A 17,716-nucleotide genomic window follows, 5' to 3' on the forward strand; every position below is an offset into this window, starting at 1 on the left:
ATGCCCCTGCAGACATCGCCGGCGGGCACTCCGCCGCACTTCGGTGACGTACCCGCACGGCGGCTCGACGACCTCCACCGGCGGCTGCTCGAACTGGACTCCCTGGTGGTGGCGTTCTCCGGGGGCGCGGACTCCACGCTGCTGCTGGCGGCGGCGCTCCGCGCGCTCGGCCCTGACCGGGTGCTCGCCGCCACGGGGGACTCGGCGAGCCTGCCGGGCCGGGAGCGCGACGCGGTGCAAGAGATCGCCGGCGCGCTCGGCGCCCGGCACGCCTTCGTCGCCACCGGCGAGCTCCAGGTCGCGGGATACCGCGAGAACTCGCGCTCCCGCTGCTGGTACTGCAAGAACGAACTGACCGGGCGACTGCTGACGGTGGCGGCCGACGAGGGCCTCGCCCATGTCGCGACCGGCACCAACGCCGACGATCTGACCGACCCGTTCCGGCCCGGCATCCGCGCGGCCGCGCAGCGGGGTGTGGTCACCCCGCTGGCCGACGCGGGCCTGACCAAGGACCAGGTACGGGCGGCGAGCCACGCCTGGGGACTGCCGACCTGGGACAAGCCGGCATCGCCGTGCCTGTCCAGCCGCGTCGCCTACGGCCTGACCGTCACCCGGGAGCGGCTCGCCCGTGTCGAGGCCGCCGAGAACGCGCTGCGGGAGGTGCTCAGCCGGGCCGGGATCGGCACCTACGACCTGCGGGTCCGCGACCTCGGTGAGCGGGCCCTCGTCCAGGTCGACGCCCCGGCCGTGCCCGCCGTCACGTCCTGCGCCCAGGCGCTGAACGCCGTCCGGGCGGCCGGGTTCGCCTCCGTGGAGGTCGACCCGCGCGGGTTCCGCTCCGGTTCCCTCAACGACAGCGCCGAGGGGTGAGCCATGGACCGCGAGGAGGTACGGGACCTGCTGCACCGCGTGTCCGCGGGCACGAGCGGCGTCGAGGAGGCCCTGGGGGAGCTGGTGGCCGGCCCCCTGGCCGGCCGCGGCGACGGCGACGGGATCAAGGACCTCGGCTTCGCCCGCCTGGACACCCACCGGGCTCTGCGCACCGGTGATCCCGAGGTGGTCTACGGCGCCGGCAAGAAGACCGCCCACATCGTCACCCTGCTCCAGGAGCTCGTCCGCCAGCCCGGCCGGCGCACCGCCCTGGCGACGCGCCTGTCCGACGAGGCCCTGGACGCGGTGTCCCGGGTCTTCGCCGGCGACGCGGGCAGCGACGTGCCGACCGGCGTGCGGACCGAGGTGCGGATCGACCGGGAGGCACGCTGTGCCGCACTGGGCGAGCCCCCGTCCGCCCGGGGCAGGGTCCTGGTGGTGACGGCCGGGACGACGGACGAACCGGTGGCGCGAGAAGCAGCCTTCGTCGCACGGGAGTTCGGCTGCTCGGCGGAGCTGGTGCGGGATGTCGGAGTGGCCGGCATCCACCGGCTCCTCGCGGTGCGGGACCGGCTCGACGCCGCGGACTGCCTCGTCGTCGTCGCGGGCATGGACGGCGCACTGCCCAGCGTGGTGTCCGGGCTCGTCGCCGTGCCCGTCGTCGCGGTCCCGACCAGCGTCGGATACGGCGCCTGTTTCGGCGGCGTCGCCCCGCTGCTCACCATGCTCAACTCCTGTGGCCCGGGCGTGCTGGTCTGCAACATCGACAACGGGTTCGGAGCCGCCGTCGCGGCGGCCCGGATGACACGTCGGATGGTGCGCCGGGACACCGGCCGGCCGATCCCGGTGGGCTCATGAACACACCCGTCTCCGCCTGGTTCGACTGCTCCTCGGGGGTGGCCGGCGACATGCTGCTGGGCGCCCTGCTCGACGCGGGAGCCACCCTGGACACGGTCGGCCGGGCCGTCGACGCGGTCGCTCCCGGCAGCATCCGGGTCCGCGCCGAGCAGGTCCGGCGCTGCGGCCTGTCCGCGACACAGGTGCACGTCGACGCCGACCCCGGCCCGCCGCACCGCACCTGGCACGCGATCCGCACGATGCTGGCGCGGGCCGCACTCCCCGAGGCGGTACGGGAACGGGCCCACTCGGTGTTCCTGCGGCTGGCCCGCGCCGAGGCCGCCGCGCACGGCATCGCCGTCGACGACGTCCACTTCCACGAGGTCGGCGCCCTGGACGCGATCGCGGACGTGGTGGGCGTCTGCGCCGCCGTGCACGAACTGGGCATCACCGACGCCGCTGCCACACCGGTGACACTGGGCAGCGGGCGGGCGCGCAGCGACCATGGCCGGATCCCCGTCCCGGCGCCCGCCGTCCTCAGGCTCCTGACCGGCTCCGGCGCACCGGCCCGGTCCGGTGGGCTCCCGTACGAGATGGCCACCCCGACCGGTGTGGCACTCCTGCTGACGCTGTGCGGCGAGTGGGGCGGCATGCCCGAACTCCGGCTGGTCGCCACCGGGGCCGGCGCGGGCACACGCGACCTCGAGGACGTCCCGAACGTCGTCCGGGTCGTCCTCGGAACCACCCCGCGGGCCGATGCCCCGGCCGTGGCGCAGGCGGTGGTCGTCGACGCCAACGTCGACGACCTCGACCCGCGCATCTGGCCGCAGGTCCTGACCCGGCTGCTGGAGGCCGGCGCCTCCGACGCGTGGCTCACCCCCATCCTCATGAAGAAGGGGCGCCCCGCCCACATGCTCTCGGCGCTGTGCCCGCTCCCGGTCCTTCCCGCCGTACGGGAGACGATCACGGCCGAGACCTCCACCATCGGCACCCGCGAGCACCGGGTGGACAAGCACGAGCTGGAGCGGGAGTTCACCACCGTCGCCGTGGGCGAGGCCTCCGTCCGGGTCAAGGTCGCGCGGTACCGGCGGCGGATCGTCAACGTCCAGCCGGAGTACGAGGACGTGGTCGCGGCGGCCGAACGGCTCGGCATTCCCGTCAAGACGGCGCTGGCGAGGTCGATCGCCGCGGCCGAAGGCGCCGCGGAGAACCAGAGGTGCGACTCATGCGGAACGTGATCGTCGTCGGGGGCGGGCTCGCGGGCCTGAGCGCGCTCCAGCGCCTGCGCGCGCGGGGCTACGAGGGCGGCCTGACCCTCGTGGGTGCCGAGAGCCATCCGCCGTACGACAGGCCCCCGTTGTCGAAGGCCGTCCTCGCGGGCGACACGGAGGGCATCGCCCTGCCCGCCGACTGGGAGGCCCTGCGGTGCGAGCGGCGCCTCGGCACCCGAGCCGAGGCGCTGCGCCTGCACGACGACCGTCCCGGCGGGGTCCTGGTGACCCCGGACGGGCCGCTGCCCTTCGACGGGCTGGTGATCGCCACGGGTGCGATGCCCGTCCGGCTGCCCGGTGAGGGGCCGCAACACGTTCTGCGGACCCTGGACGACGCGGAGCGGCTGCGCGACTCGCTGCGGGCGGGCGCGCGGGTGGTGCTCGTCGGTGCCGGATGGATCGGCGCCGAAGTGGCGACCGCGGCGGCCGGGAAGGGCTGCCGGGTGACGGTCCTGGAGGCCGGTGACGCCCCGCTGGCCGGGGCGCTCGGGCCCGAACTCGGTGCGCTGACCGCCGGCTGGTACGCCGAGAGCGGCGTCGAGCTGCGCTGCGGGGTCCGGGTCGCCTCGGTGGATCCCGGCGGACTCACCCTGGCCGACGGGTCCTTCCTGCCCGCCGACGCGGTCGTGACCGGCGTCGGGGTCCGGCCGGAGGTCGGCTGGCTGGCCGGCTCCGGGCTCGAGGTCGCCGGGGGAGTCGTCGTGGACGGCTCGCTGCGCACGGCCCGGCCGGAGGTGGTGGCGGCCGGCGACTGCGCCTCCTGGTGGTCGGAGCGGTACGGCCGCCGGCTGACGGCAGAGCACTGGGACACGGCCCTGAACGCGCCCGACGTGGCCGCCGCAGCGCTGCTCGGGCAGGAAGCGCTCTACGACCCGGTCCCGTACGTCTGGTCGGAGCAGTTCGGGCGGATGGTGCAGTACGCCGGTCATCACGCCGCCGCGGACCGGGTGGTCTTCCGGGGCACGCCCGACGGACCCGGCTGGACGGCGCTGTGGCTGAGCGGCGACCGCCTGCACGCCCTCCTGACCGTCGACCGGCCCCGGGACATGGCGCAGGGCCGCCGCCTCCTCGCCCGGGGCACCCCCGTGGACGTCGACCTGATCACCGATCCCCGGACCGCGCTCAGCGGCGCGGTCCGGCGCGCGGCCGCACCCGCCGGGTGACGGGCCGTCCGGCCCGGCGGCGCCGCACGTCCCGCCCCGCCCCGCCCCGACACCGAACACGACCACCGAACAACCGAGGTGACCGACATGGCCCCTGCCTGCCCCGACATCCCCCTCGTCGTCCTCCCGGCGGACAACGCCGTGCACTGCCGCACCCGGCCCGCCGCCCCCGTCGAGGCCGCCCTCACGGCGGCCGTCGACGCGCTGAACCACCTGCACACCCGGCTGCTCGACCCGAACGGGGCGGACGACGACTCGATCCACGAGGCGCTGGACGCCGCGGTGGCCCGTGCCGGACACCTCGCCGACGAGGCCGCCACCGCCCCGATGGACACCGCGTCGCTGCGGCCGATCGTGCCCAACCACGAGTACTTCGGGGTGCGCACGGCGGACGTCGACGACACCTACCGCCGCCGGGAGATATCCACGATCATCGCCCGGACCCTCGCCGATCTGCGCGGCGCCCGACTCGACCTGAACGACCGGGCGGCCGAGGTCCGGGCGATGGTCCTGATCCTCAGGGGCCTGAGCCCGCAGGACGCTCCGCCGGCGGCCGGGCCCTCCGGTGAGGCGGTCCCGTCCGGGACGCCCTGTCATGTGGGCCGCGACGAGCTGACCCGGTGGGTCGTCACCCATCACTTCTACTTCGTGCTCAACCTCGCGGCGGCGCACGCCGTCTCCCGGGCCGTCGCCGCGCTGGCGGATGCCGACCGCGACACCGCGGTGACCGCCTTCCGCGAGGCCGCCGTGCTGGTCCGCGGGTTCACCGCGGCCATGATGCACTCCGGGGACATGTCGGCGGCCTGCTACGACGCCAAGGTCCGGCCGACGATGCAGCCCCCGGCCGTGCCCGTGGCGCTCACCGGCCGGACCCAGCCAGAGCACAAGGCGTTCCGCAAGGCGATGCGCAAGCTCGTCGCCGCCTCCGGCGAGCCGTTCGCCAAGGTGGCCGTCGCCGACCCCGAGCTGGCCCTCGCGCGCGACGCCCTGCTCGAGGCCGATCTGCACGACATCGAGCGCCACATCGCCATCACCGCCGCCCTCGTCGGCGACGACCAGTCGATCGTGCAGGTCGACGAGGCCGCCGAGAGCGCGATCGCGATGCTGCGCACGATGCGCCACACCAGGGCGATGGCCTACCGGGACCTGATGAGGTTCGGGGACCCCGTCGAGATCGCCGGCGCATGACGACCACGCCTGTCCACTCACGCGGCTTCGCCGCCCCTCAGCAACCGATGGTGGGATGACCATGAGTTCCAGCACAGACCGTCGCGCGGTGGTCGTCGTCGACGCGTTCGCGAGCGCACGCTGCCTCGCCCCGTTGTTCCGCGAGCGGGGCGTCGACTGCATCCATGTGCAGAGCACGCCGACGATTCCCGACGTCTACGCCGCGAGCTTCCGGCCCGATGACTTCACCGTCAACATCGTCCACGACCAGGACGTGACGGCGACGGCGGCGGCCCTCACGCCGTATGCGCCGATCGGGCTGCTGCCCGGGATCGAGCGCGCGGTCATGCTCGCCGACGAGCTGAGCGAGCGGCTCGGCCTGCCCACGAACGGGACCGCGCTGAGCCCCGCCCGGCGCGACAAGTTCGAGATGACCGAGACCGTCCGGAAGGCCGGGGTCCCGGCCACCGAGCAGCTCCTGGCCACCGACCTGGACACCCTGCTCGAGTGGTACGGCAGGAACCCGGGCCGTGTCGTGCTGAAGCCGGTGAGCAGCGCGGGCAACGACGGTGTCTTCTTCTGCGACAGCGCCGAGGACGTCCGCGCGGCGTTCGGCAAGCTGATCGGGGGCCGCAGCGTGCTCGGCCAGGAGAACCGGGCGGTGCTGGCCCAGGAGTACCTCGTCGGCAACGAGTACATCGTCAACACGGTGAGCCTGCACGGCAGGCACCGGGTGACCGACATCTGGAAGATGCACCACCTCAGCGCGAACGGCGTCCGCGACCTGCCGGCCGGCGCGGAGCTGCTGCCCCGCCGGGGCGCCGAACAGGACGTGCTGGTCGAGCACACCCTGCTGGTCCTGGACGCCCTGGGCATACGCAACGGACCCGCGCACTCCGAGCTCAAACTGACCCCGAAGGGGCCGCGTCTGGTCGAGACGGGCGCCCGGGTCTGCGGCGCCGACGTCCATGTGCCGACCGGGGCCGCCATCGGCGAGAGCCAGCTGGACTGGACCGTCGACGCGTACGCCGACCCCGAGCGCTTCCTCGGGCGATGGGACACCGACTACGAACTGGCCCGGCACGCCAGGATCGTCAACATGGTCTCGCCCGTCGAGGGCCGTCTCGCCCGCTACCCCAAGCTCGCGGAGCTCGAAGCGCTGGAGAGCTTCCACGACTCCGTGTTCCGGGTGACCCCCGGCGACCCGATCAGCCGTTCCGTCGACGACTGGACCTTCCCGCTGCGGGTGTTCCTGGCTCACGAGACCGAGAGCGCCGTCGCCCGGGACTGCGTGTCGGCGCGCTACCTGGACGGTCCCGGCTTCTACGAGATCGCGTAGATCCGCATCCGACGGGTCCGCCCCCACGGACCCCTTCCTGGAGAGTAAATGTCCTTTCTGCGCCCCCGCTTCAAGGGGGAACGTGCGCTGATCACCGGCATCGCCATCGACGCGACCGGGTCGGGCATGTACGTCCCCTTCAACCTGATCTTCTTCAAACACGTCACCCACCTGCCGCTGGCGCAGATCGGCGCGGTGCTCACCGTTACCAGCCTGATCGCCATGGCCGCGTTGCCCCTGGGCGGCAGCGCCGTGGACCGGTTCGGCGCCCTGAAGGTGCTCATCGTCCTGTACCTCCTTCGCGCGCTCGGCTTCGCCCTCTACCCGCTCGCCCACGACCTGCCCCTGTTCGCCGTGCTCGCGCTGATCACCGCGGCGGGCACCCGGGCCGCGCCGTCCACGCTCCAGGCCAGGTTCGCCGAACTCCTCGAAGGCACCGACCGCGACCGGATGCAGGCCCTGTCCCGGAGCCTGGGCAACGCCGGTCTCGGCGGCGGAACCCTGATCGCCTCCGTGATCCTCGCCACCCTGGGCAACTCCGGTTATGTCGTGGCCGCGTGGCTGAACACCGCCAGCTTCGTCATCGCCGCGGTGCTGGCCACCCGCACCCCGGCCAGCCCGGACGCCGACCGCAAACGGGCCGCCAGGAGCGGCGGTTACAAGCTGGTCGCCCGGGACCGCCCCTTCCTCGCCCTCGCGCTCGCCAACCTGTCGGTGGCCATCGGCTACACCTCGCTGACGATCCTGATCCCCGTCTACGCCACCGACTGGCTGCACATACCCCAGGGCCTCATCGGCAGCTCCTTCATCGTCAACACCCTGCTGTGCGCGACCCTCGGTGTCCCGGTCGCCGCGTTCGCCCGGCGTCGCTTCCGCACCCGCAACCGCATGGCGACCGCCGGGGTGGCGCTCTTCGTGACCGCCTTCGTCGGGCAGGCCGTCCTCGGCACCGTCCGCCCGCACAACACGACCGTGGCGATGGCCGTCGTACTGGCCTGCGTGGTGGTCGCCACCTTCGCCGAACTCGTGCACAGTCCGGCCGCGAGCACACTGGCCCAGTCCGCGGCGCCGGCCGAACTGCGCGGCAGGTACCTGGCCGCCTACCAGAGCTCCTGGGCCCTGGCCAACGCCCTGGCGCCCAGCGTGTTCACCGCTCTGGTCGCGGTGGACGGCCGGCTGCCCTGGCTGGTCATCACGGCCACGGCTCTGCTGGGCGGCACCGTGCTGCGGCTCACCGAGCGTTCGCTGCCGGCCGCGGCCGTCTACTTCGAGCCACCCGCCCCAGCCGCCACGGCCGGTGTGCCGGCGGCGGGCCGATGACCGCGGCTTCGGGGCTCGGGGCTTCATGGCTTCGGGACTTCGGGACTTCACGGACTTCAGGACTTCTAGGAGGACCCACATGGACCGCGTGTCGCTGACGGCGGAATATCTGAGCAGGGTGAAGGAGAGCGGCGCCAAGGCCGGCGACCTGGTGGGCAGGCTGCCGGAGTCGGAGATGCTCGCCGCGTTCTACAAGGGGACCTTCCTCTCCCGGCCCGTCTTCCTCGGGCACGCCGAGCGGGAGCGGACGTTCGGCGACGTGAGGAACGTCCTGGACGCCCTGAGCAGCCTGCCCGACACCCTCTTCGGCGGTGACTTCGCCGCCTTCGCGCGGGCGGCCGGCCTGACCGAGACGCAGGTCTCCGCCGTGCTCCGCGGCCGGGGAGCGGCGATGACCCGGCAGGTCCGGGCCGACCTGTACCTGCAGGACGGGCATCCGCAGGACGGGCATCCGCAGGGCGGGCATCCGCAGGGCGGGCAGTTCAAGCTCCTGGAGTTCAACATCGGCAGTTCGATCGGCGGCATGGACAACGCCGACCTCTGCCGGGGGCTGCTGGAGCACCCCCTGCTGGCCGGGTTCGCCGCCGAGTACCGCCTCGGCTTCGTGGACACGCTGCGCGAGCAGGTCAACAACGTCCTGGTGGAGTGCGGATTCGCACCGGAGGACCGCCCGGTGGTCGCGCTGACGGACTGGCCGAGCTACTTCGAGAACGAGGTCGCCTACATGCGGCAGCTCTGCCTGCGCTGGCGGGAGCTGGGCCTTGAGGCCTACCCCTGCCACGTCGGGCAGCTCGAGGTCCGCGGCGGCCGGGTCTGGCTGGAGGACAAGCCGGTCGACATCGTGTTCCGGACCTTCGCCATCTCCCAGATCGCCGACGCGCCGGAGATCCTGGATCCGGTCCTGGACGCGGCGGAACGCGGCGCGGTCAAGATCTTCACACCGCTGGACTCCGCCGCCTACGCCAGCAAGGGCGCGCTGGCGATGCTCTCCGACGAGGACAACCGCGCGCTGCTCAGCAGCGAGCAGCTCGCCAGTGTGGACCGTCTGCTGCCGTGGACGCGCACCGTGCGCCCCGGCACCGTGACCCTGGAGAGCGGGGAACGCGCCGACCTGCTCGAGTACGCCGTCGAGCACCGCCACGACCTCGTGCTCAAGCCCACGTCGCTGTACGGCAACCGCGGCGTGGTGCTCGGCTGGACGCCGGACCTCACGGCGCAGCAGTGGCGCCGGCACCTCGACGCGGCGCTCGACAGCCCCCACATCCTCCAGCGCCGGGTGCGGCCCACCGCCGAGCTGTTCCCGGACGAGAACGGTGAACTGCGGCCCTGGAACATCCTGTGGGGCATGTTCTCCGTGGCCAACGGCTACGGCGGTGCCAACGCCCGTGCCACGCGCGCGGAACTGGGCGACGTGGTCATGAACCGGGCGCACGGCATCCACTCGGGCCCGTCGCTGTACCAGCTGGCCGAGCCGACCGCCTGAGGCGATGCGGAGCCGCACCTTCCCCCCGGCCGGACCAGCAGAAAGCAGTCACAGATGTCCGAGGACACCGCCACCGTCACCACGGCCGCCGTCACCGAGGCCGAGGCCGAGGCAGGCCCCGCCGCCGCCACCGTCACGGACTCCGGGCGGAAACCTCGTTTCCGCTCGGTCCTCGACCGGATGGTGAGCTACCGGCCCAGCAGGTCCGCCGGCCCGGCGCGGACGGGCCCGGTCTTCCAGCTGGCGGCCAACGAGTCCCCGTACCCGCCGCCTTCCGCCGTGGTCGAGGCGATCAGCCGGGAGGCGCTGCGGACCAACCGGTATCCGGACAACGGATGCGCCGACCTGATCGCCGAGATCGCCGCGCGCCATGCCGTCCCGGAGGACGGCATCGCGGTCGGCTGCGGCTCGGTCGGTGTGGCCCAGATGCTCATGGAGGCCGTCGCCGAGCCGGGCGGCGAAGTCCTCTACGCCTGGCGTTCGTTCGAGGCCTACCCGATACTGACCCGGCTCTCCGGCGCCACCGCCGTGGAGGTGCCGCTCCGGGACGGGTTCCACGACCTCGCCGCGATGGCCGACGCCATCACGGACCGGACCCGCCTGATCTTCGTGTGCAATCCGAACAACCCCACCGGGACGGTCGTGGGGGAGGCGGATCTGCGCGCGTTTCTCGACCGGGTTCCCGTGGACTGCCTGGTGGTCGTCGACGAGGCCTATCGCGAGTACGTCCGGGACGCGAAGGCACCCGACGGCCTGGACATCGCCGCCGGGCGGCCGAACGTGGTGGTCCTGCGCACGTTCTCCAAGGCGTACGGCCTCGCCGCACTGCGGGTCGGCTTCCTGGTCGGACATCCGGTCGTGGCCGAGTCGATCCGCAAGGCCTACCTGCCGTTCAGCGTGAACGGCGTGGCCCAGGCCGCCGCGATCGCCGCCTTGCGCGCCGAGAGCGAGCTGATGGAGCGGGTGGAGACGACGGTCGGCGAACGCGAGCGGGTGCGCACCGCTCTGACGGACCAGGGCTGGACGGTCCCCCCGAGCGAGGCCAACTTCCTCTGGCTCCCGATGGGTGACGCGGCCGCGGCCTTCGGCGAGCACTGCGGGCGGGCAGGGGTCGTCGTGCGAGCGTTCGCCGGCGACGGGGTCCGGGTCTCCGTCGGCTCCCCGCCCGAGAACGACGCCTTCCTCTCGGCCGCGGCCCGGTTCCGGCGCTGAGGGCCGCCGGACCGTGCGGAGCACGACGTCCGGCAGCCCACCCGCGCCGCCCTTTCCAGGGTCGTGATCGCGATCTGTGAATTAGCCGGCGGTGGATCGGTCATCTCGACCGGCCAATGACGGATGATCCCTCAGGACCGGTTAACGATTGAACCAATTCCCGCGCCTGTCGTTAATCCCCTTCGCATTCGCGTCCGGGCCGAAGGTCTTACCGCCGGCCCGGACGGTGACGGCACTTCCATCCAGCCACGCGCCACGGCGATCACGCCGGCCTGGAATCGGCTTCGAGCCTCCAGTCGATCCATGAGGGAGGCGATGATGCGACGGCAGGTCCGGACCGAGATATTCAGCTTGCGTGCAATGCTCTCGTCCAGTTGACCGTCGGCCAGTAGCTCCAGGACCTGTCGTTCCCGGCCACTGAGTGAGCCGACAGGTGTCGCGCAGGTCACATCGTCCTGGTGCCCCGCCCGGTGACGCCGCCTTTCCACGAACGCGTCAGAAGTCGTCAATGAAACACCTCTCTGAGGCCATCCGTGCCCCCGTTATCACGCCAGGATGGGCCCCTCCTCCCCTGATCGGTAAAAGATCAGTTTTGGTTTGCCCTCTTGGCGTCGGTACTCCCGTGATTCCCCCGGTCTTGATTCCCCCGGTCTCTCCCTCAAGGCTGCCCTCCCCGTATCCCGATTGGTTACCGGTGAATTACTCTTCCTGGCGGGGAGCAGGACCGCGTAGTGACAGAGGGGGAGTCGGCCGTGGACCACGGCGGCAAAAGGGAGGGCATACGCTTCAACGTGCTCGGCGCGCTGGAGTGCTGGGCCGGGGGGAGGCGCCTTCCGCTCGGGGGGACCAAGGCCGAGCGAGTGATGGGGTTTCTGCTGCTGTCACACAACCGCTCGGTTCCGGTCGCGCGGCTCGTCGAAGCCGTGTGGGACAGCGAGCCGCCGTCCACGGCGGCCCATCAGATCCGCAAGACCGTCTCGGCACTGCGGCGATCGCTTCCGGGGGGCGCCGAGATCCTCCACACCGACGGTGCCGGTTACCGCGCCGTGGTCTCCACCGACCAACTCGATCTCAAGGAGTTCGAGGAACTGCTGCACACGGCCGCCGAGGCCAAGAGCGCGGGCCGTGCGACGGAGGCCGGGGCGGGACTGCGCGCCGCGCTGGACGTGTGGCGGGGCCCGGTGCTCGACGGTCTCGACGGAGAGGCGATCGGCACCGCCGCCAACGTGCTGGTGGAGATGCGGTTGGCGGCCGTCGAACAGTACGCCAGACTGCGGATGCGGACGGGCCGGCTCGACGACCTCGCCACCTATCTGCGGCAGTACGTCGACGCCCATCCCCTGCGGGAGTCGTTGCGTGAGCTCCTGATGACGGTGCTGTACCGCACCGGCCGGCACGCGGACGCCCTGGAGGAGTACGCCGCGGTGCGGCACCTGCTCGCCGAGGAACTGGGCGCCGACCCGAGCCCCCAGCTCGCCAAGCTGCACGAGGCCATCCTGCGTCAGAGCCCGGAACTGGCCGACGCACCGGCGGCCGCGCCGCCCGTCGAACCGGCGGCACCGAAGCCCGTCGCCGTGCGCTGCACCCTCCCCTACGACCTGCCCGACTTCACGGGGCGTCAGGACGCCGTGCGGCGCATCCTCACCGCCCTGGAGGACGACCGGCGGTTCATCATGATCGACGGGATGGGAGGCAGCGGCAAGACCGCCCTCGCCGTGCATGTGGCCAAGCTGCTGGCCGAGCGCTACCCGGACGGCCAGCTCTTCCTCGACCTCCACGGCTTCACGCCGGGCCATGCGCCGCTCCAGCCACTGGACGCACTGGACCTCCTGCTGCGCAGCCTGGGGATCGCGAGCGACCGGATTCCCGAAGGGCTCGGCGAGCGACGTGCCTTGTGGCGCTCGGTCACGGCGAACCAGCGCCTGCTGGTGGTGCTGGACAACGTCCGCGACTCCGCCCAGGTGCAGCCGCTCCTGCTGGGCGCGGAGCACTCCGCGACCATCGTCACGAGCCGGACCAGGCTCGTGGAGATCGACGGCGCGGAGTGGTGCTCCGTCGGCAGTCTGTCGATGGAGGACAGCATGGAGCTGCTGTCCAAGGTGCTCGGCGACGAACGGGACGACGTCGAGTCCCGCACGCTCCTGGCCGGCATGTGCGCAGGACTCCCGCTCGCCCTGCGCATCGCCTCGGCACGGTTGAGGAACCGGCCGCAGTGGACGGTCCGGTACCTCGTGGACAGGATGCGTTCGGAGGCCCGCACGCTGACCGAACTCCGTGTGGGGGAGCGCAGCGTAGCGGCCAGCCTCCAGCTCTCGTACCGGGCGATGAGTGAGACGCAGCGCGCGGCCTTCCGGATGCTGGGCTGGCATCCGGGCGCCGACTTCGACGTCTTCAGCGCGGCCGCACTGTTCGGGACGGACGCCGTGGAAGCGGAGACCATCCTGGAGGAGCTCCTGGACGTCAATCTGCTCGAGCAGCACACCATGGGCCGCTACACGCTGCACGACCTGGTCCGCTGGTTCTCTCGCGATCTGCGCGGCAACGGGCCGGCCGACTGTCACCGGGCCGGCGTCCGACGGCTGCTGGACCACTACCTGCTGACCCTGGAGCGGGCCTGTGACCTCATCTTCCCGGGCCGCGCCCGTCATCCCGTGCCGCTGCCCGAGGGCTCCGTGGTCCCCGGCCTCGACTCCGAGAGCGACGCCCTGAGCTGGCTCGACAAGGAGTACCCCGCGCTCCGCGACGCGGCTCAGCTCGCCTATGACGTCGGACTCGACCTGCACGCCGCGTACCTTCCCCGCGGCCTGGCGTTCTACCTCAACCTGCGCGGCTGGTGGTCGGAGTTCCGGGACGTGGAAGTGCTCGCCGTACGAGCCGCACGCCGCCTGGAAGATCCGCTGCTGCTCCGGATCAGCCTGACCAATCTGGCCCTGGCGCTGTGGAAGGCGGGCGACATCCGTGGCTCGCTCACCGAGCTCGACGAGGCACTGACGCTGGCCGAACAGGCGGCGGAGGTGCCCGGCGTCGCCGCCTGCCTGAGCAGAATCGGCATGTGCTACTCCAGCCTCGGGCAGTACACGCGAGCGCTGGACACGCTGCGACGCGCCCTCGACCTGCACCGCCGACTCGGCTGCCGGCGAGAGGAGGCCGAGGCGCTGGCCAACATCGCCTCGGCACTGAACTGTCTGGGCCGGTACACGGAGGCGGCGGACGCCGCCGCGCTGGCCGTCCGCCTCGATCGGTTGCTGGGCGAACGGGACCACGAGATCTACGCCCTGACCGAGCTGGCAGTGGCCCACCTCGGCACGGGGCGTCCGGATCTGGCCCTGTTCCGTCTGTCCGTCATCGAGGGCGAGCCGGACGGACTGTGCCAGCCCGGCACCGCCGGGCTGATGCTCGCGTACCGTGCCGAAACGCTTCAGCGGCTGGGCCGCTCCCCGGAGGCGGACGCGTGCACGGCCCGCGCGCTGGCGTTGATGGAGGTGAGCGGCGCCATTCGCCGGGCAGAGATCGGGAACGTCCTCGGCCGGGTGCACCGGCGCCGTCACGACTACGCGGCCGCCCTGGAGCTGCACCGCAGCGCGTACCGGCATTCCGCCGCCATGGATTTACGCGTGGAGATGGCCCGGGCGCAGGCCGGTGTCGCCGCCGCGGCGGACGCCATGGGCGACGCGGCGACGGCCAAGACGGCCCGGGAGGCAGCCGACGAACTGTTCGCCGGCCTCGGTGTGCCGGCCGAATGCAGGTGGCCGGACTGACGCTGCCCGGGGGCCGTCCACGGCTACTTCTGTGCGAAGTTGGGTCCGGCGTCGGAAGCGAGGAACACGTGGGACCCGGTGGCCGCCGGTGCTGCCGGTGCCGCGCTCGACTCAGTGACGACGAGCCCCGTCAGCGCGGTGACGCCCAGCATCAGCAGGGCGGTACGAACGGCCAGTTTTCCCATGGGATGTCCCCCTTAAGTCGCTGTGTCCACGGTTACGCCTGAGGCGCTTGCGCCGAATCCTGTAACCGTCCCCCGGCTGGAACGAGCGCCGACGGATGAGCCGCGTCTCGCGACGTCCCGCTGGTCAGTTCGGTCGGTCGCGGACCGGGACCCGTCAGAAGTGCCCTCGGCATGCATCACTGTGGCCGATCCGGTTCCCGATCGGTTCCCGGGCGGCTACCCGTACCGGTCGGGTGCTGTGGACAGGGTCTGCGCGGTCGGGACAGGGCCGTCACCGCGACTCCGGGCCCGCCCCGCCGTCCGCGTCCGGGCGGCGCCCCGGGCCCGCGTCTCACCAGCCCGGGCGGGCCCGCCTTCCGAAGATCGGGCCCTGTGGTTGCGGCGGCGGTGGCGTGCCGGGGCGCAGCGGCAGCGCGATCAGCATGCCCGCGACGAAACCGACCACATGGGCCGCGTACGCCACGGTGCCGGCGCTGGAGACGCCCTGGCCGGAGGAGTACAGCGCCTGGAGCACGAACCAGAAGCCCAGGACGATCCAGGCGGGCAGCCGCAGCGGCAGGAAGAGCAGGAAGGGGACCAGGATCCAGACCCGGACCCTCGGATACAGGACGAGATACGCGCCGAGGACTCCCGCGATCGCCCCCGACGCGCCGATCAGCGGCTGGCCGGAGTCGGAGTTGAGCAGCGCGAATCCGTACCCGGCCGCGTAGCCGCAGGCCACGTAGAACAGCAGGTACCGCACATGGCCCATGCGGTCCTCGATGTTGTTGCCGAAGATCAGCAGGAACAGCATGTTGCCCAGCAGATGCAGCCAGCTGCCGTGCAGGAACATCGCCGTGAACACCGACAGCTCGGCCGACTTGTCGTACGCCGGCGGTCCCAGCACGCAGCCCGGCCCGTGGATGCCCACCCCGATCCCACCGGTCGGCACCAGCGACGGCATCCGGTGCTGGATCAGCTCGCGCGGCACCAGGGCGTAGTGCTCCGTGAACGCCTCCAGATGGCACAGCTGCGCCAGCGTGCTGCCGCCCGTGACGGAACCGGAGATGCCCGGGGTGCTCAGGAACACGACGACGTTCGCGGCGATCAGGGCGTACGTCACCCAGGGGGTGCGCCGCACCGGGTTCAGATCATGGACGGGGATGACCACAGGGAAGTACTGCCCCCGATACGCCCGGCGAATCGGTGAACGCGGCCGTCGGCCGGTCCGTATGTCCCCCTGACACAAGGCGGCTGTCCCCGTGACACACGGCGACACGGCGACACGATGAGGCGAGGAGCAGGCGATGAGCGACCGAGGAACCCCCGCGATGCACGCCCTGCCCGACGGTGAGGCAGAGCTCTCCCTGGTGGTGCGGCTGCCGTGGGAGGACGTCGCCCGGCTCGGCCAGGAGGCCGGGCGGCTGGCGGCCCAGGCGCAGCGGCCGGTGACGCTGGACGAGGCCGTCAGCCACCGGCTGCGCTCGACCCGTCCCCCGGCCGCCCACGCGCGGCCGGGCGGGGAGCAGCAGGCCACGACGACGGCCACCAGCGCCTCCGTCTCCTCGCTGCCCAGACTCAACGGCAGCACGGCGTAGCCCCGGTGCGAGTGACGGCCGGGGGCGGGTGGCGAGCGGCGGCGGGCGACGACCGGGAGCGGGCGACGGTAGGGCGCGGTGCTCAGCGCGCGCCGTCGCGGACCTTCGCCGCGGCCTTCCTGGCGGCCACCAGTACCGGGTCCCAGACCGGTGAGAACGGCGGTGCGTACCCCAGGTCCAGAGCCGTCATCTGCTCCGCCGTCATGCCCGCCGTCAGCGCGACCGCCGCGATGTCGACCCGCTTCGCCGCGCCCTCCCGGCCCACGATCTGCACGCCCAACAGGCGTCCGGTGCGGCGTTCGGCGAGCATCTTCACCGTCATGGGGGAAGCGCCCGGGTAGTAGCCGGCGCGGCTCGTCGACTCGATCGTGACCGTCTCGAACTGCAGCCCGACCCGGCGGGCGTCCTTCTCGCGCAGCCCGGTGCGCGCGATCTCCAGGTCGCACACCTTGCTCACCGCGGTGCCGACCACGCCGGGGAACGTGGCGTAGCCGCCGCCGACGTTGGTGCCGATGACCTGGCCGTGCTTGTTGGCGTGGGTGCCCAGCGGGACGTAGCGCTCCTGTCCCAGGACCAGGTCGAGGACCTCCACGCAGTCGCCGCCCGCCCAGATGTTCTCGTGCCCGCGCACCCGCATCGCCAGGTCGGTGAGCAGCCCGCCGTGGGGGCCGAGCGGCAGCCCGGCCGCCCGCGCCGGCCCCGTCTCGGGGCGCACGCCGATGCCCAGCACCACGACGTCCGCCGGGTACTCGGCGTCCTGCGTGGCCACCGCCCGGACCCGGCCGTCCTCACCGGTGAGCACCTTGGTCACCTCGGCCTCGCCGACCATGGTGATGCCGAGGCCCGCCATGGCCTCGTGCACAAGGCGGCCCATGTCCGGGTCGAGGGTGGACATGGGCTCGGTGCCGCGGTTGACGACCGTCACCTCGTAGCCGCGGTTGATGAGGGCCTCGGCCATCTCCACGCCGATGTAGCCCGCGCCGACCACGACGGCCCTGCGGCCCCGCGCCCGTGCCAGGGTGTCGAGCAGCGCCTCTCCGTCGTCCAGGGTCTGCACGCCGTGCACCCCGGGCGCGTCGGCGCCGGGCATGGCCGGGCGGATCGGCCGCGCCCCGGTGGCGATCACGAGTTTGTCGTACGAGGTCCAGTACTCGGCGCCGGAATCGACCTGGCGCGCGCGGACCCGGCCCGCGGCCACGTCGATCTCCGTCACCTCGGTGCGCATCCGCAGATCGATGTCCCGGGCGCGGTGCTCCTCGGGGGTGCGGGCGATCAGCCGGTCCCGCTCGTCGACGTCGCCGCCCACCCAGTAGGGGATGCCGCAGGCCGAGAACGAGCTGAAGTGGCCGCGCTCGAACGCCACGATCTCCAGCTCCCCGGGCCCGCGCAGCCGGCGCGCCTGCGACGCCGCGGACATCCCCGCGGCGTCGCCACCGATCACGACCAGCCGCTCCCGCGCCGCCGGCGCCCCGCGCGCGGCCCTGTCATCCCTCGCACCGCTCATGTCCATGCGAACACGCTACGGCCATGGGGG

The 17,716-nt window shown here is 72.6% G+C and carries 15 protein-coding genes; 11 read left to right on the plus strand and 4 right to left on the minus strand.

Features of this window, described 5'->3' with window-relative positions:
* The 9 genes from larE (at position 1) to hisC (ending at position 10,662) form a co-directional block, all read left to right on the plus strand.
* Positions 1 to 870, plus strand: coding sequence for an ATP-dependent sacrificial sulfur transferase LarE (gene larE / locus IE318_RS18380; protein WP_189901649.1), 870 nt, complete (start codon positions 1 to 3; stop codon positions 868 to 870).
* Between the two features lie 3 nt (positions 871 to 873).
* Positions 874 to 1,728 carry a nickel pincer cofactor biosynthesis protein LarB gene (larB, locus tag IE318_RS18385; protein WP_189901651.1) on the plus strand — a complete coding sequence of 285 codons (855 nt, stop codon included), beginning with the start codon at positions 874 to 876 and terminating at the stop codon, positions 1,726 to 1,728.
* Positions 1,725 to 2,945: a nickel pincer cofactor biosynthesis protein LarC gene (gene larC, locus IE318_RS18390; RefSeq protein WP_189901658.1), complete on the plus strand. Its 1,221-nt coding sequence runs from the start codon at positions 1,725 to 1,727 to the stop codon at positions 2,943 to 2,945. The genes larB and larC overlap by 4 nt, the downstream gene beginning before the upstream one ends.
* Positions 2,933 to 4,141 carry an NAD(P)/FAD-dependent oxidoreductase gene (locus IE318_RS18395; protein WP_189901660.1) on the plus strand — a complete coding sequence of 403 codons (1,209 nt, stop codon included), beginning with the start codon at positions 2,933 to 2,935 and terminating at the stop codon, positions 4,139 to 4,141. The genes larC and IE318_RS18395 overlap by 13 nt, the downstream gene beginning before the upstream one ends.
* 87 nt (positions 4,142 to 4,228) lie before the next feature.
* Positions 4,229 to 5,329 carry a 3-methyl-L-tyrosine peroxygenase-related protein gene (locus tag IE318_RS18400; RefSeq protein WP_189901662.1) on the plus strand — a complete coding sequence of 367 codons (1,101 nt, stop codon included), beginning with the start codon at positions 4,229 to 4,231 and terminating at the stop codon, positions 5,327 to 5,329.
* Positions 5,330 to 5,390: 61 nt separating this feature from the next.
* Positions 5,391 to 6,647 (plus strand): ATP-grasp domain-containing protein, encoded by a 1,257-nt coding sequence (locus IE318_RS18405; RefSeq protein ID WP_189901664.1) that lies wholly within the window; start codon positions 5,391 to 5,393, stop codon positions 6,645 to 6,647.
* A gap of 48 nt (positions 6,648 to 6,695) precedes the next feature.
* Positions 6,696 to 7,967, plus strand: a complete 1,272-nt coding sequence (locus IE318_RS18410) for an MFS transporter (protein ID WP_189901666.1) — start codon at positions 6,696 to 6,698, stop codon at positions 7,965 to 7,967.
* A 79-nt stretch (positions 7,968 to 8,046) separates the two neighbouring features.
* Complete coding sequence (locus IE318_RS18415; RefSeq protein ID WP_189901667.1) at positions 8,047 to 9,450, plus strand: hypothetical protein; 1,404 nt, start codon at positions 8,047 to 8,049, stop codon at positions 9,448 to 9,450.
* A gap of 54 nt (positions 9,451 to 9,504) precedes the next feature.
* A complete protein-coding gene (hisC, locus tag IE318_RS18420; RefSeq protein WP_189901669.1) occupies positions 9,505 to 10,662 on the plus strand; it encodes a histidinol-phosphate transaminase in 1,158 nt (385 codons plus the stop codon).
* Between the two features lie 131 nt (positions 10,663 to 10,793).
* Here the strand turns inward: hisC and IE318_RS18425 are convergent, their stop codons facing one another.
* Positions 10,794 to 11,150, minus strand: a complete 357-nt coding sequence (locus tag IE318_RS18425) for a helix-turn-helix domain-containing protein (RefSeq protein ID WP_308438579.1) — start codon at positions 11,148 to 11,150, stop codon at positions 10,794 to 10,796.
* A 243-nt stretch (positions 11,151 to 11,393) separates the two neighbouring features.
* Here IE318_RS18425 and IE318_RS18430 point away from each other — a divergent pair, with 243 nt between their 5' ends.
* Positions 11,394 to 14,420 carry an AfsR/SARP family transcriptional regulator gene (locus IE318_RS18430; RefSeq protein ID WP_189901674.1) on the plus strand — a complete coding sequence of 1,009 codons (3,027 nt, stop codon included), beginning with the start codon at positions 11,394 to 11,396 and terminating at the stop codon, positions 14,418 to 14,420.
* A 23-nt stretch (positions 14,421 to 14,443) separates the two neighbouring features.
* Here the strand turns inward: IE318_RS18430 and IE318_RS18435 are convergent, their stop codons facing one another.
* Both IE318_RS18435 and IE318_RS18440 read right to left on the minus strand, forming a co-directional pair.
* Complete coding sequence (locus tag IE318_RS18435) at positions 14,444 to 14,605, minus strand: hypothetical protein (RefSeq protein WP_159007141.1); 162 nt, start codon at positions 14,603 to 14,605, stop codon at positions 14,444 to 14,446.
* A gap of 331 nt (positions 14,606 to 14,936) precedes the next feature.
* Positions 14,937 to 15,755 (minus strand): rhomboid family intramembrane serine protease, encoded by an 819-nt coding sequence (locus IE318_RS18440; RefSeq protein WP_030179687.1) that lies wholly within the window; start codon positions 15,753 to 15,755, stop codon positions 14,937 to 14,939.
* Between the two features lie 136 nt (positions 15,756 to 15,891).
* Here IE318_RS18440 and IE318_RS18445 point away from each other — a divergent pair, with 136 nt between their 5' ends.
* Positions 15,892 to 16,182: a hypothetical protein gene (locus tag IE318_RS18445; protein ID WP_189901675.1), complete on the plus strand. Its 291-nt coding sequence runs from the start codon at positions 15,892 to 15,894 to the stop codon at positions 16,180 to 16,182.
* Between the two features lie 82 nt (positions 16,183 to 16,264).
* Here the strand turns inward: IE318_RS18445 and IE318_RS18450 are convergent, their stop codons facing one another.
* Positions 16,265 to 17,692, minus strand: coding sequence for an FAD-dependent oxidoreductase (locus IE318_RS18450; RefSeq protein WP_189901676.1), 1,428 nt, complete (start codon positions 17,690 to 17,692; stop codon positions 16,265 to 16,267).
* Positions 17,693 to 17,716: the final 24 nt, after the last annotated feature.

The organism is Streptomyces spiralis, from assembly GCF_014654675.1.
In the GTDB taxonomy this organism is placed as follows: domain Bacteria; phylum Actinomycetota; class Actinomycetes; order Streptomycetales; family Streptomycetaceae; genus Streptomyces; species Streptomyces spiralis.